23 protein-coding genes are annotated in these 22,506 nt (G+C 56.0%); 9 read left to right on the top strand and 14 right to left on the bottom strand.

Translation table 11 applies throughout. The annotated features are described in order from the left end of the window. Positions 1–45 precede the first annotated feature (45 nt). From ggt to rsmD, 3 genes are all read right to left on the bottom strand, one after another. Entirely contained in the window at positions 46–1,764 is a 1,719-nt protein-coding gene (gene ggt, locus FIU95_RS19885; RefSeq protein WP_152455847.1) for a gamma-glutamyltransferase, read from the bottom strand. A 62-nt stretch (positions 1,765–1,826) separates the two neighbouring features. Then, entirely contained in the window at positions 1,827–2,303 is a 477-nt protein-coding gene (gene coaD, locus FIU95_RS19880) for a pantetheine-phosphate adenylyltransferase (protein ID WP_152455845.1), read from the bottom strand. Positions 2,304–2,399: 96 nt separating this feature from the next. Next, positions 2,400–2,999, bottom strand: a complete 600-nt coding sequence (rsmD, locus tag FIU95_RS19875; RefSeq protein WP_152455843.1) for a 16S rRNA (guanine(966)-N(2))-methyltransferase RsmD — start codon at positions 2,997–2,999, stop codon at positions 2,400–2,402. Between the two features lie 439 nt (positions 3,000–3,438). Here rsmD and ftsY point away from each other — a divergent pair, with 439 nt between their 5' ends. From ftsY to trmB, 6 genes are all read left to right on the top strand, one after another. Continuing rightward, on the top strand, positions 3,439–4,446 hold the full coding sequence (ftsY, locus tag FIU95_RS19870) for a signal recognition particle-docking protein FtsY (protein WP_216646373.1): 1,008 nt from the start codon (positions 3,439–3,441) through the stop codon (positions 4,444–4,446). A 40-nt stretch (positions 4,447–4,486) separates the two neighbouring features. Beyond that, complete coding sequence (gene ftsE, locus FIU95_RS19865) at positions 4,487–5,173, top strand: cell division ATP-binding protein FtsE (RefSeq protein WP_152455839.1); 687 nt, start codon at positions 4,487–4,489, stop codon at positions 5,171–5,173. After that, positions 5,154–6,170 carry a permease-like cell division protein FtsX gene (ftsX, locus tag FIU95_RS19860; protein ID WP_152455837.1) on the top strand — a complete coding sequence of 339 codons (1,017 nt, stop codon included), beginning with the start codon at positions 5,154–5,156 and terminating at the stop codon, positions 6,168–6,170. Before ftsE ends, ftsX begins: the two co-directional genes overlap by 20 nt. A gap of 238 nt (positions 6,171–6,408) precedes the next feature. Further along, the gene (gene rpoH / locus FIU95_RS19855; protein ID WP_152455835.1) at positions 6,409–7,263 is read left to right on the top strand and encodes an RNA polymerase sigma factor RpoH; all 855 of its coding nucleotides are present in this window, start codon (positions 6,409–6,411) and stop codon (positions 7,261–7,263) included. A 106-nt stretch (positions 7,264–7,369) separates the two neighbouring features. Beyond that, positions 7,370–7,747 (top strand): DUF423 domain-containing protein, encoded by a 378-nt coding sequence (locus FIU95_RS19850; protein WP_152455833.1) that lies wholly within the window; start codon positions 7,370–7,372, stop codon positions 7,745–7,747. Between the two features lie 62 nt (positions 7,748–7,809). Next, positions 7,810–8,595, top strand: a complete 786-nt coding sequence (gene trmB, locus FIU95_RS19845) for a tRNA (guanosine(46)-N7)-methyltransferase TrmB (protein ID WP_152455831.1) — start codon at positions 7,810–7,812, stop codon at positions 8,593–8,595. Positions 8,596–8,671: 76 nt separating this feature from the next. On the opposite strand, the gene FIU95_RS19840 is transcribed toward trmB, so the two are convergent. Continuing rightward, positions 8,672–9,676: a hypothetical protein gene (locus FIU95_RS19840; protein ID WP_152455829.1), complete on the bottom strand. Its 1,005-nt coding sequence runs from the start codon at positions 9,674–9,676 to the stop codon at positions 8,672–8,674. Between the two features lie 202 nt (positions 9,677–9,878). Here FIU95_RS19840 and FIU95_RS19835 point away from each other — a divergent pair, with 202 nt between their 5' ends. Next, positions 9,879–10,775, top strand: a complete 897-nt coding sequence (locus tag FIU95_RS19835; RefSeq protein ID WP_152455827.1) for an outer membrane beta-barrel protein — start codon at positions 9,879–9,881, stop codon at positions 10,773–10,775. Positions 10,776–10,863: 88 nt separating this feature from the next. On the opposite strand, the gene FIU95_RS19830 is transcribed toward FIU95_RS19835, so the two are convergent. Continuing rightward, entirely contained in the window at positions 10,864–12,780 is a 1,917-nt protein-coding gene (locus FIU95_RS19830) for an ABC-F family ATP-binding cassette domain-containing protein (protein ID WP_152455825.1), read from the bottom strand. Positions 12,781–12,888: 108 nt separating this feature from the next. Between FIU95_RS19830 and FIU95_RS19825 the strand changes: the two genes are divergently transcribed. Beyond that, positions 12,889–13,389: a TIGR02444 family protein gene (locus FIU95_RS19825; RefSeq protein ID WP_152455823.1), complete on the top strand. Its 501-nt coding sequence runs from the start codon at positions 12,889–12,891 to the stop codon at positions 13,387–13,389. Between the two features lie 141 nt (positions 13,390–13,530). Here FIU95_RS19825 and FIU95_RS19820 read toward each other — a convergent pair whose 3' ends face one another. Beyond that, positions 13,531–14,472, bottom strand: coding sequence for a hypothetical protein (locus tag FIU95_RS19820; protein WP_152455821.1), 942 nt, complete (start codon positions 14,470–14,472; stop codon positions 13,531–13,533). A 454-nt stretch (positions 14,473–14,926) separates the two neighbouring features. On the opposite strand from FIU95_RS19820, the gene FIU95_RS19815 reads away from it, so the two are divergent. Then, positions 14,927–15,715, top strand: coding sequence for an FKBP-type peptidyl-prolyl cis-trans isomerase (locus FIU95_RS19815; RefSeq protein WP_152455819.1), 789 nt, complete (start codon positions 14,927–14,929; stop codon positions 15,713–15,715). A gap of 242 nt (positions 15,716–15,957) precedes the next feature. Here FIU95_RS19815 and rsd read toward each other — a convergent pair whose 3' ends face one another. The 8 genes from rsd to FIU95_RS19775 form a co-directional block, all read right to left on the bottom strand. Next, positions 15,958–16,416, bottom strand: a complete 459-nt coding sequence (gene rsd / locus FIU95_RS19810; RefSeq protein WP_152455817.1) for a sigma D regulator — start codon at positions 16,414–16,416, stop codon at positions 15,958–15,960. A 168-nt stretch (positions 16,417–16,584) separates the two neighbouring features. After that, positions 16,585–17,274, bottom strand: coding sequence for an LrgB family protein (locus FIU95_RS19805; RefSeq protein ID WP_152455815.1), 690 nt, complete (start codon positions 17,272–17,274; stop codon positions 16,585–16,587). Next, positions 17,264–17,659 (bottom strand): CidA/LrgA family protein, encoded by a 396-nt coding sequence (locus FIU95_RS19800; protein WP_152455813.1) that lies wholly within the window; start codon positions 17,657–17,659, stop codon positions 17,264–17,266. Before FIU95_RS19800 ends, FIU95_RS19805 begins: the two co-directional genes overlap by 11 nt. A 48-nt stretch (positions 17,660–17,707) precedes the next feature. Further along, on the bottom strand, positions 17,708–18,199 hold the full coding sequence (locus FIU95_RS19795; RefSeq protein WP_152455812.1) for a disulfide bond formation protein B: 492 nt from the start codon (positions 18,197–18,199) through the stop codon (positions 17,708–17,710). Next, entirely contained in the window at positions 18,196–18,798 is a 603-nt protein-coding gene (locus FIU95_RS19790; protein WP_152455810.1) for an ACP phosphodiesterase, read from the bottom strand. Before FIU95_RS19790 ends, FIU95_RS19795 begins: the two co-directional genes overlap by 4 nt. 59 nt (positions 18,799–18,857) lie before the next feature. After that, the gene (gene gshA, locus FIU95_RS19785) at positions 18,858–20,441 is read right to left on the bottom strand and encodes a glutamate--cysteine ligase (RefSeq protein ID WP_152455808.1); all 1,584 of its coding nucleotides are present in this window, start codon (positions 20,439–20,441) and stop codon (positions 18,858–18,860) included. Positions 20,442–20,522: 81 nt separating this feature from the next. Then, entirely contained in the window at positions 20,523–20,954 is a 432-nt protein-coding gene (locus FIU95_RS19780) for a hypothetical protein (RefSeq protein WP_152455806.1), read from the bottom strand. A gap of 141 nt (positions 20,955–21,095) precedes the next feature. Beyond that, complete coding sequence (locus tag FIU95_RS19775) at positions 21,096–22,349, bottom strand: malic enzyme-like NAD(P)-binding protein (RefSeq protein ID WP_152455804.1); 1,254 nt, start codon at positions 22,347–22,349, stop codon at positions 21,096–21,098. Between the last annotated feature and the right edge of the window lie 157 nt (positions 22,350–22,506).

Raw genomic sequence — 22,506 nt, 5'->3', positions numbered from 1 at the left:
ATTTGGTTTTTTTGAGGAGGCGTATGATACACCTCCTCCAGAAAATCAGTGCCCCAGGGCACTGCCTTCCCGGCGGGGGTCGGCACCGCCATAGAGCGTATTGTCTTTTATCGCGATCGCGTGAATACCGCTATTGAGATTGCGCTCAATGACCTGATGCCCGCGCCCTTTGAGTTTATCGATGGTGTCCTGACTAAAGAAGCCGGGCTCCAGCTCGACACGCCGTCCGATAGCGCCAATGTTGCCGGCGGCGATGGCATCGGCGATGGGCATATTCAGTCCCAGATGGTAGAGGATGGTGCGGGCGGTGTAATCGATAATGCGTGAGCCCCCAGGGGAGCCCACCAGCAGGCGCAAGCTGCCATCTTTATTAAATACCACCGTCGGCGACATGGAAGAGCGGGGTCGCTTGCCGGCCTGAATACGGTTCGCCACCAACTGCCCATTGTCTGCTTTTGGGGTGAAAGAAAAATCGGTCAACTGGTTATTCAACAGGAAACCCTTTACCAGCAGGCGCGAGCCAAAACCCGTTTCGATGCTGCTGGTCATGCTCACGCCATTGCCGTAGCGATCCACAATCACTAGATGGCTGGTATTGGGCATCTCCGGTGACTGGGCTGTTAGTCGTTTGCTCGCCCCAGTATTGGGCTTGCCGGGTTTGGCTATGTTGGCGCTGTCGGGGTTAATCAGGGTTGCACGCTCGCTCAAGTAAGCGGGGGATACCAGGGCCTTGCTGGGCACACTGATAAAATCTGAGTCGGCGGAATAGGTGTTGCGATCGGCAAAAGCCAGTTCTGAAGCCTCGATAAACAAATGGGTAAGCAGATCGTCCCCGGCTTCCATTTCAGCGATGGGAAACTCCTGCAACATGCCCAGAATTCCGCCCACGGTGGTGCCGCCCGATGAGGGGGCATCCGCACCACAGATCTGGTATTCGAGAAAAACGGAACAGAGCGGTTGGCGCTGTTTGGCTCGATAATTGGCCATATCCTCAAGGCTAAGCAGGCCGGGATTTTTTGTGTCACCCCGCACTGCCTTGACGATGGCCTCGGCGATTTCACCTTTATAAAAAGCGTCCGCACCACCAGCGGCAATTACGCGAAGTGTGCGGGCATACTCCGGGTTCTTCAGCCGGTGGCCGACAGGCAGGGGGTTGCCGTTGCTGTCAAAGAAGTAATTGGCGATCGCCGGTCTTGCATCTACGTGGGGTAGCTTACTCAACAGCTGGTGTAGGCGTGGTGAAACTTCAAAGCCATTTTCGGCAAGCTGGATGGCCGGCTGAAATAAAACTTTCCAGGGGAGTTTGCCATCGCGCTGGTGTGCCATTTCCAGCATGCGGATGACGCCGGGTACTCCCACTGAGTAGCCGCCGATAACCGCTTGCATAAATGAACGCGGTTTACCGTCGTGCATAAAGTAATTTTCATCCACACCCGCTGGCGCGGTTTCCCGGCCATCGTAATAACGCAGCTGCTTATCTTTAGCGTCATAGCTCAGCATAAAAGCGCCGCCGCCAATACCCGATGACTGAGGTTCCACTAGCCCCAAAACCATCTGCGCAGCGATCGCAGCATCGACGGCACCGCCGTTCAGGGCGAGGATTTGCTCGGCAGCTCGGCTGGCGTGGGGGTTGGCGGTAACCGCCATATAGGATTCGGCCTTGGCAGACTTGATTGCGCTGCGGCCGGTATCGACTTCCGGCTGCGGCTCATCGGCTATGGCCGGACTCAGAACAAAGGCGAAGGCGAGGAGAAGGTGACGCACGAAACACTCCGCGGATTGTGGAAAAATCCGCTCGAGTGTATCAGAAATAACCAATTCCAGAGTTAGCGGAATTTCTCTTCCAGTGCCTTCTGCACGGCGGTTGGAACAAACTTGGTGACATCACCGCCCAGAGAAGCGATTTCTCTGACCAGGGACGAGGAAATGTAGGATAAATGTTCCGCCGGGGTCAGGAACAGGCTTTCCATATTCGGCGCCAACTGACGGTTCATATTGGCCAGCTGGAACTCGTATTCGAAGTCAGATACGGCGCGCAGGCCGCGCAGAACGCCATAGGCATCCACCTGGCGTACCAGGTCAGCCAGCAGGATGTCGAAGCCGATCACTTCCACATTGGGCAGGTGGCCGAGTACGCGCTGGGAGAGCTCCACCCGCTCATCGAGGGTAAACAGGGGATTCTTCCGATTGCTGGCGGCTACGGCCACTATGACGTGGTCAAACAGGCGACAGGCCCGCTCCACCAAATCCAGGTGACCATTGGTGATGGGGTCGAAAGTTCCGGGGTAGACAACTTTTTTCATACGCCAAGGATTAATGCGGGCTGAAAGGGATGCGAATGGTAAACAATTTACGGCTAAGGCTCAAAACCGAATGCGTTAACCGGACTTGCTGACCGGTCAGTAATCAGCGGATGCGGCGGAGTCACTGCGATACAGTCGCATGCAAACCTGACCCGCACGCTTTTCCTTGATTAACGACCAGTCGGGCGCAGTGGACAAAACCGTATCCCGAGGGGTCTCGATATAAATGAGTGCGCCCTGCGAGAGCCTGTCAGTAAGAGCGCTAAGGCTTTCCTGCCACAGATCGTCCGCGAAGGGCGGGTCGATAAAGATAATATCGTAGCGCTTGTTTCCGCTGCCCAGGAAATTCACCGCCCGACAGTTATGCACCTGGCCATCCATCGTTTCGAGCAGTTGGAGCTGCTGCTTCAGGGTGCGCGCCGCCAGGGGATTCAGTTCGACGAAATCCACCGAGGCGGCACCGCGCGATAGAGCCTCGAGGCCCAGCGCGCCGGAGCCGGCGAAGAGATCGAGGCAGTGCGCGCCAGGTAGATAGAACTGGAGCCAGTTGAACAGGGTTTCGCGCAAGCGGTCACCGGTGGGCCTCAAACCCTCTACCGGGGCAAATTGCAATTTCCGTCCGCGCCACTGCCCTCCGATGATACGCAACTGGGAAAGGGGTTGTGGGCTTTGCTTGCGCGATGAACTTCTGGCCAAGGTAAATCTCTACTGGGGGCTTAGCGATGCTAAGATTAGCGTCTTTCTGCAAGCGGTACACCCGGATAAACGAATGATCTTTGATTTCCTGCGCAAAAAGAAAAAGCGCAAGCCCGAACAAAGCGAGCCCCAAAAGGAGCAGGCGGAAGCTGTCGCCGCACCCGAGGAGGCGCCGGCGGAAGAGTGGCAGGAGCCGTCTGTCACTGATAGCGAACCCGCTGAACCGCAGGCGTCCACAGCGGAGCCGGCAGAGGCGCCCGCTGCGCTGAAGGAAGAACCCACAAAGGAAGCGCTGATAAAGGAAGAACCTGCGGCTGGTGTGCAGAAGTTACCTGCAGAATTGCCTGAGCCTACGTCTGCCAGTGTGACGACTACACAGCCCGAAACTCAGCCCGAAACTCAGCCTGAACCTGAACCGCCCGCCGCCACGGCACCACCGGTGTTGGAACCGGCTCCTCAGGTACAGGAGCCCGCGCCCAAGCCCACTCCTGTGCAGGAAAAACCTGCAGAGAAGAAGAAAGAGGGTTTCTTTGCGCGTATTCGCCGCGGGCTCAGCCGCACCAGCAATCAGTTTGTCGAGGGGATGGGCAACCTGTTCCTCGGAGCCAAAGAGATCGATGAAGATCTGTTGGAAGAGCTGGAAACCCAGTTGCTGATGGCGGATGTGGGCGTCGAGGCCACCAGTGAAATTGTCGATCGCCTCACCGAGCGCGTTTCACGCCGCGAACTCGCCGATGGCGATGCGCTCTATAAAGCGCTGCAGCAGGAGTTGGCAGAGCTGCTCAACAGTGTCGATGCGCCCCTGGTGCTGGACACCAGCAAAAAGCCCTATGTAATTCTGGTGGTCGGCGTTAACGGCGTCGGCAAGACCACCACTATCGGCAAGTTGGCACACCGCTTCCTCGGCGAGGGCAAATCGGTGATGCTCGCCGCCGGCGATACTTTCCGTGCCGCTGCGGTGGAGCAGTTACAGGTTTGGGGGCAGCGACACGATGTGCCAGTAGTGGCCCAGCATACCGGTGCGGACAGCGCCTCGGTGATTTTCGATGCCGTGCAGTCGGCCCAGGCTCGAGGTATCGATGTGGTGATTGCCGATACAGCCGGCCGCTTGCACACCAAGTCCAACCTGATGGAAGAACTGACCAAGGTGCGCCGCGTAATGGGCAAGCTGGACCCCAGCGCCCCCCACGAGGTGCTGTTGGTATTGGATGCCGGCACCGGCCAGAATGCGATTAACCAAGCCGCACAGTTTCGCGAGGCGGCCGGTGTTACCGGCCTGGTGCTCACCAAGCTCGACGGCACCGCCAAGGGTGGGGTGATTTTCGCTCTGGCGCGGCGCTTCGGTATTCCCGTGCGCTTTATCGGTGTGGGTGAACAGGCTGAGGACCTGCAGCCGTTTCGCGCGCGCGAATTTGTCTCGGCGCTGTTTGGCCGCGATACCGCCTGATCGCTACTAAACCCTCTTAGGGAATAACAAGAACAAAATCGTGATCACCTTTGATAATGTGAATAAGCGCTACGCATCGGGGCAGGACGCCCTGGTGCGTATCAGCTTGGAAGTCCCCCGCGGCGATATGGTGTTTCTCACCGGTCATTCGGGAGCGGGTAAGAGCACACTTTTGCGGCTGCTTACCGCCATCGAACGCCCCACCAAAGGCTCTATTCTGGTCGCCGGGCAGAACCTCAACCGCCTGCGCAATAGCCAGATCCCCTATTACCGACGCAACCTGGGTATCGTTTTTCAAAACCACCAGCTGCTGTTTGATCGCAGTGTCTTCGACAATATCGCTCTGCCACTGGCGGTAGCCGGCTGCAGCAAGCGCGAAGTGGGCCGCCGGGTGCGCGCCGCGCTGGATAAGGTGGGTCTCCTGGACAAGGAGAAGCACAACCCCATCACCCTGTCCGGTGGTGAGCAACAGCGGGTGGGTATTGCCCGTGCGGTGGTGAACAAGCCGGCGATCCTGGTGGCAGATGAGCCCACCGGGAACCTGGACCCGCAGCTTTCCCAGGAAATCATGCGATTGTTTTCCGACTTTAATGCCGTGGGTGTCACTGTACTGGTGGCCAGCCACGACCTGGAATTGATAGCGCGCATGCGCCGGCGGGTTTTGACCCTGCAAGCCGGCCAGTTGATCTACGACGGAGTTCCGAGCCGTGAAGCACACCCAGTCTAGGGCCCAGCGCCCGGCGAGCAGCGCCACTGAAAAGCGCCCGCGCAGCAGCGGTGCCGTGGCTGCCCGCACCGGTATTACGGATCGCTGGCAGTCCTGGCTCGATCACCACCGCCAGGTAGCGCGGGAATCCCTGCGACGCTTTTTCGCTACGCCCATGGCCAGTGCCATGACCGCCCTGGTTATCGCTATCGCCCTGGCCCTGCCTGCGGCTTTGCAACTCGGGCTGGCAAATTTCCAGCGCGCAGTGGCCGGCTGGGATGGACAGCCGCAGATTTCAGTATTTCTAAATAAGAGAGCACAGAAAGCAGCAGTAGACTCTTTCGCCGCTAAACTGCGCAGCGACCCGGCCATCGCCGAGGTAACTTATATCTCCCCGGAAGCGGCGCTGACGGAATTCGAGCAGGCATCCGGTCTCGGCGACCTACTGGCGGGGCTCGATGCCAATCCGCTGCCGGCAGTATTGCTTCTGCGCCCGCGGGATACGCGGGACAGTGACAAGTTGCAGCGCATCGTGGAAAACCTGCGTGGGCATGCCCTCAGTGACTCAGTGGTGCTCGATCTGGCCTGGGTGCAGCGCCTCACCCAGCTGACGGAACTGGGGCAACGGATGTCCGCAGGGCTCGCCCTACTGCTGGCACTGGGGGTGATCCTGGTAGTGGTCAATACGATCCGCTTGCATATCGAGAGCCGTCGGGAGGAGATTCTGGTGGTGAAACTTGTGGGTGGCACCAATGCCTTCGTGCGCAGGCCTTTCCTTTACAGTGGCCTCTGCTACGGGGCTTTTGGCGGACTGTTGGCCTGGTGTTTGCTGCTGGGGGCAGTGCTGTTACTGTCCGGGCCGATTTCCGGCCTCTCCTCCAGTTATGGCAGTAGCTATACCTTGGCGGGGCCTGGTCTCAGCTACTTTGCCGGCCTTATTGGTGGCGCTGCTTTGCTCGGGTTGCTGGGTGCCTGGCTGGCGACAAGCCGTCACCTGCGCGAGATAGAGCCCAGCTGACCGACTGGTGTCAGCGGACCTGGTTTCGCCAAGAAACGTAAAGCCGTTATAAAGTGGGGAACCTCGGGGGTATCGAGGCCCTCTAATCGGCTGCAATACAAGGGAATACGGCAGTTGGCGGCGGACTTTCTTAACCGCTCGTGCAAGTGCTACACTGAGTCCAGCTTGTCGCCAGATAAAGTGTCCGACGACAGCGGCCGCGGGAACCGGTCGACTAATAATGAGAGGAGAAACCTGAATGGGAACCAGCCTACAGCCAGTGCATACGCTGTCTCCGGGCGCCAACCTGGGAGCTTACATCCAAACGGTCAGCAGCTTCGACGTGCTGTCCGCAGAGGAGGAAAAGCGCCTGGCAGAAGACCTCTATTATCGCGAAGATATTAACGCGGCCCGCCAACTGGTCATGTCCCACCTGCGCTTTGTTGTGCATATCGCCAAGTCCTACTCTGGCTATGGCCTCAACCAGTCAGATCTGGTGCAGGAAGGCAATGTCGGCCTGATGAAGGCGGTGAAGCGCTTTAACCCCGAGAAAGGGGTGCGCTTGGTCTCCTTTGCCGTGCACTGGATCAAAGCGGAGATCCACGAATTTATTCTGCGCAACTGGCGTATCGTGAAGATTGCCACCACCAAGGCACAGCGCAAGCTGTTCTTTAACCTGCGTGGGCAGAAGAAGAAACTGGCTTGGCTGAGCAACGATGAAGCCAAGGCGGTGGCAAAAGATTTGAACGTGGATGTCGCCCAGGTCCATGAGATGGAGGGCCGTCTCGCCGCTCACGACGCCGCATTCGATGCGGGGGTGGATGACGATGACGACACCGCCTGGCAGGCGCCGGCGCACTACCTGGAAGACCGCAGTTTTGATCCCGCAGCTCAGCTCGAGCGTGACAACTGGCAGGAAACCAGCTTCAACAGCCTGGCCAGTGCCATGGAGCAGCTCGACGAGCGCAGCCGCGACATTATCCAGGCACGCTGGCTGAGCGAGGAGAAATCCACTCTACACGAGCTGGCAGATAAATACGGAGTCTCTGCCGAGCGTATCCGCCAGCTGGAAAAGAACGCCATGAAAAAAGTGCGTGCGGCTATGGAAGCCTGATAGCGCGCCCTGGCAGTTTGGAAAAAACCGCGCAACAGCGCGGTTTTTTTATTTCCGTAATGAAATGAACAGCCCCGTTCTATTGGCACTGGAAGTGAGATAAACCATGGTCAAAGTTTACCTTTTGCTCGCCGCATTGTTCGGTGCCAGCGGCGTCGCCCTCGGGGCTTTTGGCGCACACGGCCTGCGTGGCAAGGTCGCCGAGCCGCTATTGGAAGCCTATAAGACCGGTGTGCAGTACCAGATGATTCACGCCTTGGCGCTATTGGCTGTGGCGCTGCTGATACAAAATTGGGGAGATCGCTTGTCTCTCACCCTGAGCGGCGCTTTCTTTGTATTTGGAATGGTGTTTTTTTCCGGTAGTCTCTACGCCCTCGCTCTTGGAGGGCCGCGCTGGCTGGGGCCGATTACACCGATTGGTGGGTCCCTGATGATCGCCGGTTGGCTGGCGTTGTTTATTGCCGCCGCGAGTACCCCCAAATAGCAGGGCCGAGCTCACTCTAATCTGATCAAGAGAAAACCGTTTCGCATAAGAGGTCGCGAACAATGCAAGACGAATCCGCGGAAGAGTTTCCCTACCGCACCGAGTACAAGAAAAAATCTATCCGCAGCTACGTGATTCGCGCAGGGCGGATGACTGAGGGACAGCGCCGCGCCTTCGATACTTATTGGGGCCAGTATGGCCTGTCGCTCTTTGACGGCCCCCTGAATCCGGTTGAGGCTTTTGGCCGTGAGGCCCCGCTAGTGTTGGAGATTGGTTTTGGTATGGGAGATTCCCTGCTGGCCATGGCCCAGGCCGAGCCGGACAAAAACTTTATTGGCATCGAAGTACATCCCCCTGGTGTGGGCCGACTGATTAACAGCGCCGGTAAAGCGGGAGTTGAGAATCTTAAAATTTATATGGCCGATGCGGTGGATGTTTTGAATGACTGCATTGGGGATGGCATTCTGGACAGGTTCCAATTGTATTTTCCCGATCCCTGGCATAAGAAGAAGCACCATAAGCGCCGTATTGTGCAGCCGCAGTTTGTGCGCTTGATTTGCAGCAAGCTGAAAACTGGTGGCGTGATGCATATGGCTACGGACTGGCAGAATTATGCCGAGCATATGCTGGAAGTGTTGCAGGAGGAGCCGCTGCTGGAAAATACCTCTTCAAGCAATGACTATGTAGAGCGCCCAGAGTGGCGCCCGGAAACCAAGTTTGAGCGCCGCGGCCAGCGCCTTGGGCACGGCGTTTGGGATCTGGTGTACCGTCGTCTTCCGGGCGAAGCCGTTGCCCTGGAACCGAGTGAAGAAACGGCTGAAACATCTTCCAGCCCAGAGCCAGAGTGATTCCCTGATAACCGCACTATGAAAACCGCCGGCCAAAGGCCGGCGTGCTCCCGTTTTGTGACGGGACCCTGCCCTTTTAAACGTATTGTTGCCAGTTTCTCTTGAAGGACTCCCAGCGCTGCTTGTCTGCGGTGATGCGGATATTTCTTACAGAATTTTCGTTGTAGTACATCCAATCTGACAGCACGATATTGCTTTGGCTGCCGGCGTAGTAGCGCATGCGGAAACGGCGAATATATTGGTTGGGAATTGCCAGGAATGCCACTTCACGACCGGGGGTAACATTGGCGACTTCTACACATTCATGTCCATTCTTGTCGAATTCATAGACAAACCCCGCGATCGCTTTATCCACCCTGTCGGTATGGTGTAGGTAGTAGTAACGCACCGGACAGTAGGTTTTATTGTGCCAGGCAAAGCGTGCTACCACGTTCGGATCGTCGGTACTGGATATTACCTGGCAGGAGGCACCACTCCCGAGGTGGGGATCGTGACGATTGCTGTTGTCCATTTTTGGGAAAAATCCCCCTGACTGCCACAGCATTTGCGGGGGCCGGGTATCGCCCCGGTACAGACGTCCCGGTGTCATGTGCAGGTTAAAACCTGAGCGGCTGAAACGATAGCGATACAGATTGAAAGGGATGTCATTGTGATTCTGTATATTGCCCAGGGCCAAAGGTTCTGACAGCGCGGCTTCACTGGCCTGGCGATACCAGCAATAGGCGCCACCCAGTAACGTGGTAATCGCGTTTTGGCGCCGCTGTATTCCATCTGAGGTGAGCTGTTGTACAGGATTGGAGGGGTTGAAGCCGGTCAGCCATGTGTACATTGTCTCGACCAGACTTTGGGATGTATTGGCGATGCGAGTGTAATCCAGGGTCTGGATCAATGCGGCTTGAGTTACTAACTGATCGATTCGCGTCAGCCCATCTTTACTACGACTGTATTTCCAGCTGCAGCGAGAATTCTGTTGAAAGTCGGTGGCGTATTCCCGAATAGTTCTCGCTGGTCGGCAGGTGGTTTGTATCAACTCTGGCCTAACCAGATTTCTTACGTAGTTATCTATGTTTGGCGCCAGCATCGGTTATCTCTCCGGTATTTATAGGTATATTTTTTATTTCCCGTCTATGATTTTCATATTGGGCGCGGCATTAAATAGCAGTTTTATTGAAAATGCAGAACAAATAACACAAATATAATCGAATTAATTTGAGTTTTAAGCAGTCAACCAAGTTAATAAAAATTCAAAGGGGGATAGGTTTAAAAAGATTCCGGTGTCAGTAATGGGTAAACGCCTTTCTTCCCTGCCAACCTTCTGCGGTTTTGTATTTTTCCTCTTTATGAACAATGTGTCGGCTGATTTTGTCGGCACCCTAAATCTCTATGCCAACGGCGGTAAATACTGGTTCAACAGTGATCGCTTAAACGGCACCCCTTTTCAAGGGTTGGCCTTGCAGGACACTACCGGTGGTGGCGGTGGCCTGGGATTCAATATGACCAATTACTGGGCGATGGAGGGGGTGGTTGATTATTTTATTGTGGGAGTGGATGACTTTCCCGAAAAGCTTGAGATTTACAATTATCACCTGGACCTCCTCTACCAATTTGGTGGGCAGTTCTGCGGTGATTTTTGCTGGCAGCCATATGTGGCTTTTGGCGTTGGCGAGATGCGCATTAATTATAATAAAGCGCCGAAAAAACGTTACAGGAGATATTACAAGGACGAGGATGGGATAGAGCGTTACGACTGTAAATATCGGTATAAACACGATTATAAATATCCTGACTGGCACCCCTACCGGAAATATCCGTGCAACTGGCATGATCGCCAAACCATGGTCAATCTCGGTCTGGGGATAAAATACAGCCTCGGTCCCCGCTGGCAGGCCCGTGCGGATGTGCGACTTTTCCAGGGGGTGGATCACGGTGGCTTGGATGGTTTTGCCAGCGTCGCGATTGGTTACCAGTGGATTGAGTACCCGGACTTTTGGTACGACGAAGATGCGGACGGAATTATCGATGCAACCGATCAGTGTCCTCAGACGCCGGTGGGTGTGGATGTAGGACCCGATGGTTGCCCTATGGATATCGATTTTGATGGCGTACCGGCCTATATAGACCAATGTCCAAATACTCCGATCGGTATCGCCGTGGATGAATATGGCTGTATTCGCAGGTAACTAAAGACTTTTTAAAGGTTTGCGGATGTTAGCTTGGAGGGCGGTGAAGGCGCCCTCCAGGTGTGATCTTGAGAGACAAAGTGTCGAATTATTCCCCGCGCAGCTGCTCCAGTTGCTCGGAAATTTCCAACCACTCCATTTCCAGAAGATCGAGAGCTTCACGATGCTCTGTCTGCTCTTTATTGAGACGTGCAATTTCTTCCTGCTGGCCTCCGCTGTAAAGCTGCTCATCGGCCAACTTGTCTTGAACCTTTTGGAGTTTCTCCTCTGCCGCGGCCATCTGTCGTTCGACACTTTTTAACTTATTGGTCAGCGGCTTAAGCTGCTCACGCAGGGCTGCAGCGGCACGACGTTGTGCCTTTTTGTCCTCGCCAGGTTTTTCCTGATTGTCGCCGCTGCCTACCGATTTTTCTTCGCGTCGCTTTTCCCGGTTAAACCCCAATAGCCATTGCTTGTAGTCATCGAGATCACCGCTGTAGGGTTCGGCGCGACCATTGGCGACAAGAATAAATTCATCGGCGGTGTTGGCGAGTAGGTAGCGATCGTGGGATACCAAAATTACCGCGCCGGGAAACTCGGCCAGGGCCATTGTCAAAGCGTGGCGCATTTCCAGGTCGAGGTGGTTGGTGGGCTCATCGAGCAGTAGCAAGTTGGGTTTTTGCCAGGCGAGGATGGCCAGTGCCAAGCGTGCTTTCTCTCCTCCAGAAAAGCCGGCTACGGTTTCAAAGACCCGATCCCCGATAAAGCCGTAGCCGCCGAGGAAATCCCGCAGGGATTGCTCACTGGCCTCGGGGCTCAGTCGTTGCAGGTGCAGCAACGGAGAGGCTTTGCCATCGAGGGCCTCCAACTGGTGCTGGGCAAAATAGCCAATGGCCAGATGTTCACCGCATTGACGCTCACCGCTCTTGGGGGCTAGCTCGCCGGCCAGCGTTTTTATGAGCGATGATTTACCAGCGCCATTGGGACCGAGCAGGCCGATGCGGCGGCCGGGCTGAATACCCAGTTGTACTTTTCTCACGACTACTTTATCGGCATAACCGATGTCGGTTTCGCGCAGGTCGATCAGCGGATTGGAGGTTTTCTCTGCGGATGGCAGGGTGAAATGAAAAGGCGAATCCACATGGGCCGGGGCGATTTGCGCCATGCGGTCCAGCGCCTTTAAGCGGCTCTGTGCCTGCTTGGCCTTGCTGGCCTTTGCGCGAAAGCGCCGCACAAAGTCTTCCATATGTGCGCGTTCAGCCTGCTGTTTTTCATATTGTATTTGTTGCTGGGCCAGGCGCTCGCCGCGCGTGCGCTCGAAGGCGCTATAGTTGCCGCTATAAAGCACCAGTTTTTGCTGTTCGAAGCTGACGATGCCATCGACCACCGCATCGAGGAAATCGCGATCGTGGGAAATAATGAGCAGGGTGCCGGGGAAACGCTGTAGCCACTGCTCCAGCCAAAGGGTAGCGTCGAGGTCCAGGTGGTTGGTGGGTTCATCCAACAACATCAAATCCGCGGGACACATCAGTGCTCGGGCCAGATTGAGGCGAATGCGCCAGCCACCGGAAAAGCTGCGCACCGGGCGCTGTTGTTCTGCGTGAGCAAAGCCCAGACCGTCGAGTAACTGTGCGGCGCGTGCGGGTCCACTGTAGCCGTCGATGTTGGCCATCCGCTCGTGTAGCTCGGCCAGTTTGTGGCCATCGGATTCCCCGCTGTCCTCTAACTGTGCCAGCTGGTCTTGAAGGTTGCGTAACTCCCTATCGCCGTCGAGCACATAGTCGAGGGCGGATTGATCGCTGGCTTCCACCTCCTGAGCCATATGGGCAATCCGCCAGCCGCTGGGGATATCCACCTGACCGGCGTCGCTTTCCAATTGACCGAGTAGCAGCTTGAACAGTGTTGACTTACCACAGCCATTGGCGCCGATGATTCCCACCTTGTGGCCGGGAAAGATACGGCAGTCAGCACCGTTTAACAGGTCGCGCTCGCCCCGATGCAGGGAGACACCTTGCAGATTGATCACTGGAAAAACCTCTTATGAACAGGCCGATGAATGCTAGGCTATTCGACGTATTTGCACGCGATCGCCGCCGCTTGAGCGTGCGGAATCACAAAAGGTCTGGATTCTAACGTGACAGATAGCGCACCTCCATCTTCTTCCCAGGAAAACCTACTGTGGCAATTCAGCCTGGACTTCTATCGCCATCAAGGGGTGGAGGCCTTCCTGCTCGACTGTCAGGACACAAAAGGGGCTGATGTATGCCTGCTACTTTGGGCCAGCTACGCGGCGGTGTGTGGACACCAGCTGAGTGAAGAGGGCTGGAGAGTGGCCGATCGGGGTCTGGCACCGCGTAGACGCATGATTATCAGTGTGCGCCACCTGCGTCGCTTATTGGGGCGCTTTCGGCCTCATACCATGCGTGCATATGAAATGTGCAAACGCTATGAATTGAATTTGGAGCGCTTGCAGTTGGCGGCGCTGTGGAAGATCTGTCAGGAGGAGTGGCCGGGGGACAGGCCGGCTCTGCAGCTCGCGGGCCAGCAATATGGGCTTTTGCAAAAAGAACAGGCCTGCTGGGCAGGCCTGATCGAAAGTTTCATGGCTTCGGCGGAAAACCCGGATACTCTCTGAGCTTCTCGCGAGAGGTTTCAGTGGACACTCTGTCTGGCAATAAGGTTTATGCGTTGCATGTATTTTATTGCTCCAACAAAGTGCGACTGCAATTTAGTTGGCTGTCCGGCGCCAACTGAACAATGGTAATGTTACGAATGCTTACTCTCCACGGCGCCCTTCAGTGGAAAACAGGCTGTTAGCTGGCGTGGCAGGCGTGATAGTGGGTGCCTGCGGAGATTGCTCCAGCGATTTTTGCTGTTCTTCAGGCGCACTGCTCTTTACTTCCTCTGCGGGCTTTTCCTGTGCCTTAGCCTCAGCGGGGGCGGCCTGTTTGGGCTTGTCTTCCTGTGGTTTTTCTTCTTTGGTTTTTACCTGCTCGGGTTTGGCCGGTTCAGAAGCTTTTACCGCTTTAGTGGGTTTGGCTTGAACAGGTTTCTTGCCGGCGGGTTTTGCCACTTTTTGCTTGCTGTCAGTAGCAGCTTTTACTGGCTTTGTTGTTGCTTTCTTTGCGGTCTTGGCCGCTGTTTTCTTCGGGGATTTAGCTGCGCTGGTCTTTTTCTCTGCGGCCTTCTTTTCAGGGGCTTTTGGAGTAGTGGTTTTTCTTGCAGACTTTGTCGCAGTCGCCTTTAGGGACTTACCGGTGCTTTTAGTCGTGGTGCTTTTCTTAGCGGTAGTGGCTTTTCTCGCTTTAGGTTGAGCCTTAAGCAGCTCTTTTTCCACTTTAGCTGCGGCTTTGCGCACAGCTTCTGCCGCTTTGAGCTCTGCTTTGGCCCTGGCTTGCAGATACTTGGCGTCGGCAACAGCCTGCTTAGCTTGCTGAAATACTTCGTTGAACTTATCTACATTGTTTTTGGCAGTTTCCACGCGTTTTAAGGCTGCGGCGGTTTTGGTGGTTTTAGCCTTAGCGCGAGCTTCACTCAGCTTGTCTTTTGCCTTACTGAGCTTGTCTTTAGCCGAGGTCAGGCTTTTTCCGGCCTTGAGCACCGCTTTGCCGGCATCGGTGATTTTCTTATCGCGGGCTTTGTCCAATTTTGCAGAGAGTTTGGAAATTTGTGCTTCCAGCTCTGCAACCGGATTGACAGCTTTTTGTTTGGCAGCCATGAGTAAATGTCCTGACGTTTATTATCGATTGGCACTTCCGGGTAGTGCGCTCATCTTCCTTTAATACGATGGGTACCGCTCTAGCAAGAGATATGCGCACTGCGCACTGCCCCAAACTGAAAAGCACTTCAAACAGTCCAGAACAATAACCGGTTACTGGCCGATAATAGCGCTGTTTTTATAAAAAATGTATGCCGTGTGCTGTGAAAAAAGTGTTGTCTGCAGTTTTTTTGTTGAGCGGCCGGAACCAGTGGGGGGAATGTGGTGTCCTGCACAGTGTGCGCGTCATCAGTATGCACTGAGAGTCGCCTTGAGTTAGACTTGAGCGCACTGGCGGAAACTGTGCGCCTGGTGGCTTAGGGCCGGAACAGAGTTGCTTAAACTACCGCTGTTGGCGTTGGACCAAGGTCAAGCGCGAATCTATAAACGCAATACGGACAAAGAGACAACACCCATGAATAAATATCCTTTGGCTGCAGCAATTGCCCTTGGCCTGGCGCTGACCGGCTGTAACGAACAAGGACAGAAGCAAGATAAAGAAGTTGCCCTGGACACTCAGGAGAAGAAGGTCAGCTACATCATTGCCGAAGACATGGCCAAGCGCCTCAAGGCTCAGGATGTGCAGCTGGATCCCAAGGTGGTTGCGATGGCATTGAATGATGTTGCCAGCGGCCGCGAGGATCGCTTGACCGAGGAAGAAAAGCAGCAGACTATCGCCGCTTTCCAGGAGCAGATGCAGAAGAAACAGCAGGAGATGCTGGCCCAGCAGGAGAAAGATTTTAAAGAGAGTGCCGATAAAAATATGCAGGAAGGCAAGGCGTTCCTCGAAGAGAATGCCAAGAAAGATGGTGTAGTTACCACCGATTCAGGCCTGCAGTACAAAGTGATTAAAGAAGGTAGCGGCAGCAAGCCCAGCGCTACCAGCACCGTTGAAGTTGATTACAAAGGCACTCTGATTAACGGTGAGGAATTCGACAGCTCTTACGCGCGCGGTGAGCCGGTTCAGTTCCCGGTGAACGGTGTGATCAAGGGCTGGACAGAAGCTCTGCAGCTGATGAAAGAAGGTTCCAAGTGGGAGCTTTATATTCCCTCTGAGCTCGCTTACGGTCCCGGTGGCGCAGGCGGCAAAATTGGCCCCAATGCGACTCTGATTTTTGAGGTGGAACTGCACAAAGCAAATGTTGCTGGTGATGAAGGTTCCGAGAAAAAAGAAGAAAAGAAAGAAGAAGCTCCATCTGAATAATCTGACTTTTCGAACTTTACTGAAAAAGGGCGCCTCTAGGCGCCCTTTTTCTTTTTACCAATAAATAATTGCGCTTGGTAAACCGGTTTTGATTAGCCGAGTAGAAGGGGCTCACAGAAGTGAACTAGCTAACCGATTTGTCAGTCAGTAGTTGATTGCTCGCAGCAGAAGAATCGCAATAGCAAAGAGCCCCTGAGCAAAGGCAAAACCGTATATAACGAAGGTGGGGCCCGCTAAGCGATTCAGCTTCTGTGAGCTGTGTGTAGCAGAGCGATCATTTTATCTTCGGAGCTAAAACGAGTTTCCAGCGCCTCGCCCAGTTCGGAGAGATCTGGTGCCAGGCTGGAGAGGTCGTCTGTTTCTAAATATTTATCGTTGAAGTCTACGGCGACATCTGTAGTCGAATCGATATCATCGTAGAGTTCACAGGCTTTTTGCAGACCCTGCTTATCGTCGAAAGCCTGGCCCTCGCGCATAAGCTGCTCATAAACCTCGAAGTGACCTGCCGAAACGTAATCCACCAGTAATTGGCACAGTTGGCGTACCCGGTCTTCAGTTTCTGGATCGTCTTCACTGAATTCCTTTTTTTCGGAGAGGTGGTAGAAACTCACCAGCAGGTTTTGTCGTGATTGAAGCCAGCGATCAATAATCTCGCTAACACCACCCCAGCGCTCCCGCGCCGACTTGCAATTTTCCAGCATCGCCAAGATGTCCTTTTGTTACTGTTGCCCCAGTGGCAGCCTATTGCCGATCTCGAAGGCCCTTAGGAAGATAGGAGATTCCCCCGCCTGCAGCAAGGAGGGAGGCGCAAACTACGTCAAAATACTGTGATGGCAGTGTGAATTTAAAAGCCTGCACCGACAGGCGGTTCAGGTTCCAATAATCAGCGGCAACAACACTGCGCTCAAGGCGCCACAGAGTCCCATGGCAAGGGCGGCGCAGGCGCCACAAAGTGCACTGATTTCCAGTGCGCGCGCAGTGCCTACGGCATGGGCATTGATACCGAGCACCACTCCGAGAATGCGCTCGTCGCGAATACCCAAACCGCGCACCAGTGGTGGCCCTGCCAGGGCCCCGACTACTCCGGTGAGCACCACGATAGCCGCGGTCAGACTCAAGGTTGCGTGTATCTTTTCGGCCAGTGCCAGTGCGATAGGCGTGGTAATGGATTTTCCACTAAGGGCGAGCAATACCGATTTTCCCGCCCCGAGCAGAAGCGCGAGTACTACGGCAATTGCCGGGGCTAACAGGGCCCCAACAGCAATGGTCACCAGCAGTGGCCAGCCGGCGCGGCGGATAATCGTCAGATTTTGTTTCAGCGGCACGGCAAGGGCGACAACGGCTGGTCCCAGCAGGGCGTAGAGCAGCCCGCTGGAACTCTGATAGTCACTGTAAGGAATCTCCAGAGTATGGAGCGCCGCAAATACTAACAGGCTTGCGGTGACTATCGGGTGTAGCAAAACCGTTCCTGTGCGCCGATACAACAGTACACCGAGCCAGAAAGCGCAGATGCTCAGTGGCAGGGCAAATAAGGGGCTGTGCAGGAATTCACTGATCATGGCTGTGCGCCGTGTCGGTCTTCCTGAGCAGGCGGCGCAGCAGCAGAGTGCAAAGGGTGAGGCTGATCAGGGTGCCAAAAAGAATGGCGGCAAGCAGGGCCAGCCAATCGGACAAGGTGAGATCGCGCAGGAAAAAGACCCCGGTGGCGGCGGGCAAAAATAGTAGGGGCAACAAAAAGAGCAGTTGTGCGCTGACCTTGGCCAGGCCGCGGGGCACGCTGCCGTAGACCATCAGGCCGATCAGTAGCAGTAGCATACCCACCACGGCGCCGGGTACCGGCAGGGCAAGAGCCGCCCCGATCAGGCTGCCGAGTCGTTCGCAGCCAAATAGGATTGCAATACCGAGCACCCAATGGGCTATTTCACGCGGGGATGGTGGTGTCATTGGCAAAGGGCGGCTCCACAGAGCCGCGACCTGGTTTTCGGTTTTTAATCAGGCTCTGCGAAATGCCTGCCAGCCTCCGAATAGGATCAGTCCAGCAAAACCGATAGCAGACCAGCCGGGGATACTGATGCCCATCATGGTCCATTGCACTTCGGCGCAGTTGCCGTCACCGGTGAGCAGTGCCTTGAGTACATCCGCCATGGGAAAGACCTCCAGCATATAGCTGACACTGGGTCCACAGGCGGGTACCTGCCCTTCTGGCAGGCTCTGTAACCACAGCTGGCGCCCGGCAAAATAGAGGCCACCCAGAGCCCAGATAGAAACTAGTAGCCCGTATACGCGTCGGCCGATAGTTGCCGGGTTGTGCAGGAAGGCGATCAGTGAGACTACCCCGATACCGAGCAGCATAACCCGCTGGGTAATGCACAGCTTGCAGGGTTCAAGGCCTCGCGCATACTCCAGATAAAAGGCAGAGCCGAGCAAAAAGGCGACAATTAGAAAAACCAACAAAAAGGTAATACGCGGGTTGGGTAAGGTCATGGTTTATCGGATCCTGAATAGTGCTGCCGAAACCTTTGGGCTTCGAGATTCAAGTCGGTTAATAGTTTATTGAAGTTGTATTCCAGTTTTGCCCGCCCGCTACTGAGCTCGGGCAGTATGTCCTGCAGCGCAACCGGGTGGCGCAGGCGTTGGCCAACTCTCTCCAGGGTGAGACCAATGGTTCGCTCTTCGCGGTAACTCTGCAGTAACTTAAATTGCTCGGCGCGCGCCATAAACGCTCTCGCATGCGGCGGAATATACCGACTGTGGCTGCGAAAGTCTCTCCAGCATTGGTCACAAAAATCTTCCAGGCTCTGTGGGTGCCACTCCTGCCAGCGCTGGGCCAGTAAGTGGTCGAACCAGATATCCAGTGCTATACCGGCATAGCGGCGCCAGCCGGGGTCCAGTTGCGACAGGGACTCGCGGTAGGCCGCATTGGTGTCGGTACTGGCATCAATGCGGCGATGCAGCCTGATACCGGCCTCGATGGCCTCAGGCCGCTCACCTTTAAGGGGACCTTTCACGAAGTCACCGAGTAGCCCACCCAGGCGCCAGCGGACGTCGGGGCCTGAAAGCAGCAGGTGGGCCAGATAATTCATATGCTCAATCCCTGGGGGCCGGAAATCCGGACCCTGCGCGGTGATCTATTCCGCCGGGGCTAGCCCTGGCAGCACATATACTGCGCGTAATAGTGGCTGAGAAATTCCTCGAAAGAGCCTTTGTCTTCCGCCTCCACACGCCGTTGCTTGAGCAAAGACTCCTCCGCCTCGCGCGAGAAATCTCGAACCGAATCGCTGTCGAGAGGGCGTTCGAGAAAATAGCGGCGGTGCTGCTCGGCCTTTTGCATAGCCCAATGGTAGAAGTTCAGGTTTTGCTCCTGCATTTCTGCCAGGATCTGTTGGGCCGGGGTGGCGATCTCCCCTTTGACCTTGGCCCGCTGTACGCCAACTGCACCGCGGTACTGGTCTCCGCCCCAGGCACTGTCCAGCAGTTCTGCCATCGCGTCCACCTCCCCGAGCAGTTGGAAAGCCCACTCACCGAGTTCCCGTTCGCCGCCATTACAGAGCAGCTTGAGGCCGGGCTCGTGGCCGCGATACACGATGCGCTGTTGGTTTTCCTGGGTTGAACGGTAATCGACTTCGTCGGTTTCGGGGCTCTCTGTCAGCAGGCAGTGCAGCAGGAAACTATCGATAAAACGCATCTGTTGCGCATCGATACCCAGCGGCATAAAGGGGTTCAGGTCAAGGCAGCGCACCTCGATATATTCGACCCCGCGGTTGTTTAGGGCCGCCAGGGCGGTCTCGCCGCGCTTGGCGGGATTTTTCGGCCGGATCGGCGAATAGAATTCATTTTCGATTTGCAGCACGCCGGCGGAGAGCTGCTGATACTGCCCATCGCTATCCTTTACCCCGAGTTCGCTATAGGGCCCGTAGGGCCGGCTGATAGCGGAGCAGAGTGTGGACAGATAGCTGCGCAAGTTGTTGTAGCAAACCACCAGGGACTTTTGCACTTCGCTGTTATAACCCAGGTCGCCCATACGCAGAGAAGTGGCGTAGGGAGCGTGCAGCGTGTGGCCGTCGCCGTTAAAGGCCTCGAGCTTGTGTTGGCGCCCCTCTACAAAAGAGGAGCACACCGCAGGCGCGGCTCCGAACAGGTAGATCAGCAGCCAGTAGTTGCGGCGGAAATTGCGGATCAGGTCGAAGTAGCGGCGGGTTTTGAATTCGCACAGGGCTTCACTACTGCCCTCGAACTCGTGCAGCCACAGCCAGAACTCATCCGGCAGGGAAAAGTTATAGTGGATACCGGCGATGGTTTGCATGGCGCGGCCGTAGCGCAGGCCGAGTCCCAGCCGATAAATGGTTTTCATTGTGCCGCTGTGGGAGTTTCCATAGCGGGCCACCGGGATATCGCTGTCGGCGCCGATAACGCAGGGCATGCTGTTGACCCACAGGCGTTCGTCCCCGATCTGGCTGTAGGTAAAGCGATGGATGCGGTCGAGAATCCGCAGGGCCTCTTCAGGAGTGTTTACCGGTGGGGTAATAAATTCCAGCAGCGCTTCGGAAAAGTCGGTAGTGATGCTCTCGTGGGTCAGTGCTGAGCCCAGTGTTTGCGCGTGGGGTGTTTGCGCCAGGGTGCCGTCGTTGCCGACCCGCAGGCTCTCTTTTTCAAGACCGCGGCGTATGCCCTTTAGCAGTTGCACGGGTTTGGCCTGGGACAGGGCGGCCAGATGGGGAATGGGCACTCGAATCTCCTTGGTACTACCGGAACTCTTTCTTGTTGTCGCCGTTGGGGCAACTTGTGCCGGTGCTAAAAGAATCTCCGCCTAAGCGGCAGATTCCGATTCCGATTTGTGCTCGCCGGGTTGTGCGGGCGTTTCATCCGGGGCTTGTGTTGGCGGGACCTCAGGTGCCTGTTCCGGGGTTACTTCCGGTTGTGGCTGCGGTTCCAGCTCTGGGGGCTCCTCAGGCGGCATCTCCTCTGGTGCGCCTGGCTCGACTTCTGGATCTCCGGGCGGTGCAGATTGCTCACCCAGGGCTTCCTCCGGTATCGATGGCTGGGCCTTGATATTCAACGCGCACTGCAGCAGTTCGATGCGCAGGCTGACATCACGAGTATTGGCCTCGAACATCTGGTTGATGGCGACATCTTTATGTTCGCTGCGAAACAGTTTGTTGGGCTCGCGGCCATCGAGCCATTCGCCGCTTTTGCTCAGGAACTGCTGGTGCTGGTTGGTCAGCACATACACGTGACTCATTGTGTTGGGCAACTTTGATGCTGTGACAGAAAGGCAGTTTAGCGACGGGTGCTTTTGGGCTCAAGAAGTCTGTGGGGGCGAAAGCGGCAAACGCCCGCCCCGGGAGGATAAGGCGGGCTGTTCCGGGCCTATTAACAGGCCCTAGAGTGTTTGCAGCGGGTAATTTTCGGGGTAAGGCAGGCGTGCACAGCCACTGTCCACGGCTGCGCGCGCCACCGCAGCGGCGACTTCCGGCAGCAGGCGCGGGTCTGTGGGTTTGGGCAGGATATAACTGGGCCCAAAACTCAGCTCCACCCCGCCGTAGCCCTCGCGCACCGAGTCAGGCACCGGCAGGTGGGCGATCTTGCGGATGGCTTCAATTGCGGCCAGCTTCATCTCTTCATTGATACGCGCCGCGCGCACATCCAGCGCGCCGCGGAAAATAAAGGGGAAGCACAGCACATTGTTGACCTGGTTGGGGTAATCCGAGCGCCCGGTGGCCATGATCAAATCGTCGCGCACACTGTGGGCCAACTCCGGTTTAATCTCCGGGTTTGGATTCGAGCAGGCAAATACTACGGGATTCGGCGCCATACGCTGTAACTGTTCGGCGGAGAGCAGGTCTGGGCCGGATACCCCGAGGAATACATCGGCACCGGTGATGGCGTCATCGAGGGTGCGCATATCGGTATCCCGCGCCCACTCACCCTTATAGGCATTGATATCGGTGCGACCTGAGTGAATCACCCCGCGGCTGTCGACCATGGTGATTTGGTCTTTGCGCGCGCCGGCGGCCAGCAGCAGTTTACAGCAGGCGGTGGCGGCGGCACCTGCCCCCAGGCACACCATGCGCACGTCGCTGATTTTCTTACCCTGGATCTCCAGGGCATTGAGCATACCGGCGACCGTCACAATCGCGGTGCCGTGCTGGTCGTCGTGAAATACCGGTACCGGACAGCGCTCGATCAATGCCTCTTCAATATGAAAGCACTCAGGCGCCTTGATATCTTCGAGATTGATGCCGCCGAAGGTATTGGCGATGGCGGCGACGGTCTGAATAAACTGCTCCGGGCTGTTGACGTCCACCTCGATATCCACCGAGTTGATATCGGCGAAACGCTTGAACAGTAGTGACTTGCCCTCCATCACTGGCTTGGAGGCCAGCGGACCCAGGTTACCGAGGCCGAGGATGGCGCTGCCGTTGGAAATGACCGCTACCAGGTTGCCCTTGCCGGTATAGCGATAGGCGGCCTCGGGGTCTTTGGCAATTTCGCGCACCGGTTCCGCTACGCCGGGACTGTAGGCCAGCGACAGGTCTTCCTGAGTTTCGGCAGGGGTGGTCAGCTCGACCGAAAGTTTGCCGGGGCTGGGGAGCGCGTGGTAATCCAGCGCTGCCTGGCGCAATGAATCCGTCATTTGGGGGCTGTTCTCTCGAAAACGGGGGGCAACACCTGTGGCGTCATCCCGGTTACTGCGGGCCTCAGAGAATAACCGAGGGGCACTTGCAGTCACAAGCTTATAGGGGCAAAGAAACAGCCATTTATTACTATTTTGCCCTTAACATCTGGCCGAT

The organism is Microbulbifer sp. THAF38 (assembly GCF_009363535.1).
GTDB lineage: Bacteria > Pseudomonadota > Gammaproteobacteria > Pseudomonadales > Cellvibrionaceae > Microbulbifer.
This window is presented reverse-complemented; position numbering and strand designations above follow the sequence as displayed.

Excerpts from the sequence above, each read along its gene's own strand:
- coaD (WP_152455845.1), bottom strand. The coding sequence starts at position 2,303 with ATGAAAAAAGTTGTCTACCCCGGAACTTTCGACCCCATCACCAATGGT.
- FIU95_RS19820 (WP_152455821.1), bottom strand. The coding sequence starts at position 14,472 with ATGGCTGCCAAACAAAAAGCTGTCAATCCGGTTGCAGAGCTGGAAGCA.
- FIU95_RS19835 (WP_152455827.1), top strand. The coding sequence starts at position 9,879 with ATGGGTAAACGCCTTTCTTCCCTGCCAACCTTCTGCGGTTTTGTATTT.
- FIU95_RS19805 (WP_152455815.1), bottom strand. The coding sequence starts at position 17,274 with ATGATCAGTGAATTCCTGCACAGCCCCTTATTTGCCCTGCCACTGAGC.
- FIU95_RS19850 (WP_152455833.1), top strand. The coding sequence starts at position 7,370 with ATGGTCAAAGTTTACCTTTTGCTCGCCGCATTGTTCGGTGCCAGCGGC.
- FIU95_RS19800 (WP_152455813.1), bottom strand. The coding sequence starts at position 17,659 with ATGACACCACCATCCCCGCGTGAAATAGCCCATTGGGTGCTCGGTATT.
- rpoH (WP_152455835.1), top strand. The coding sequence starts at position 6,409 with ATGGGAACCAGCCTACAGCCAGTGCATACGCTGTCTCCGGGCGCCAAC.
- FIU95_RS19790 (WP_152455810.1), bottom strand. The coding sequence starts at position 18,798 with ATGAATTATCTGGCCCACCTGCTGCTTTCAGGCCCCGACGTCCGCTGG.
- FIU95_RS19775 (WP_152455804.1), bottom strand. The coding sequence starts at position 22,349 with ATGACGGATTCATTGCGCCAGGCAGCGCTGGATTACCACGCGCTCCCC.
- FIU95_RS19780 (WP_152455806.1), bottom strand. The coding sequence starts at position 20,954 with ATGAGTCACGTGTATGTGCTGACCAACCAGCACCAGCAGTTCCTGAGC.
- FIU95_RS19795 (WP_152455812.1), bottom strand. The coding sequence starts at position 18,199 with ATGACCTTACCCAACCCGCGTATTACCTTTTTGTTGGTTTTTCTAATT.
- trmB (WP_152455831.1), top strand. The coding sequence starts at position 7,810 with ATGCAAGACGAATCCGCGGAAGAGTTTCCCTACCGCACCGAGTACAAG.
- rsd (WP_152455817.1), bottom strand. The coding sequence starts at position 16,416 with ATGCTGGAAAATTGCAAGTCGGCGCGGGAGCGCTGGGGTGGTGTTAGC.
- FIU95_RS19840 (WP_152455829.1), bottom strand. The coding sequence starts at position 9,676 with ATGCTGGCGCCAAACATAGATAACTACGTAAGAAATCTGGTTAGGCCA.
- FIU95_RS19815 (WP_152455819.1), top strand. The coding sequence starts at position 14,927 with ATGAATAAATATCCTTTGGCTGCAGCAATTGCCCTTGGCCTGGCGCTG.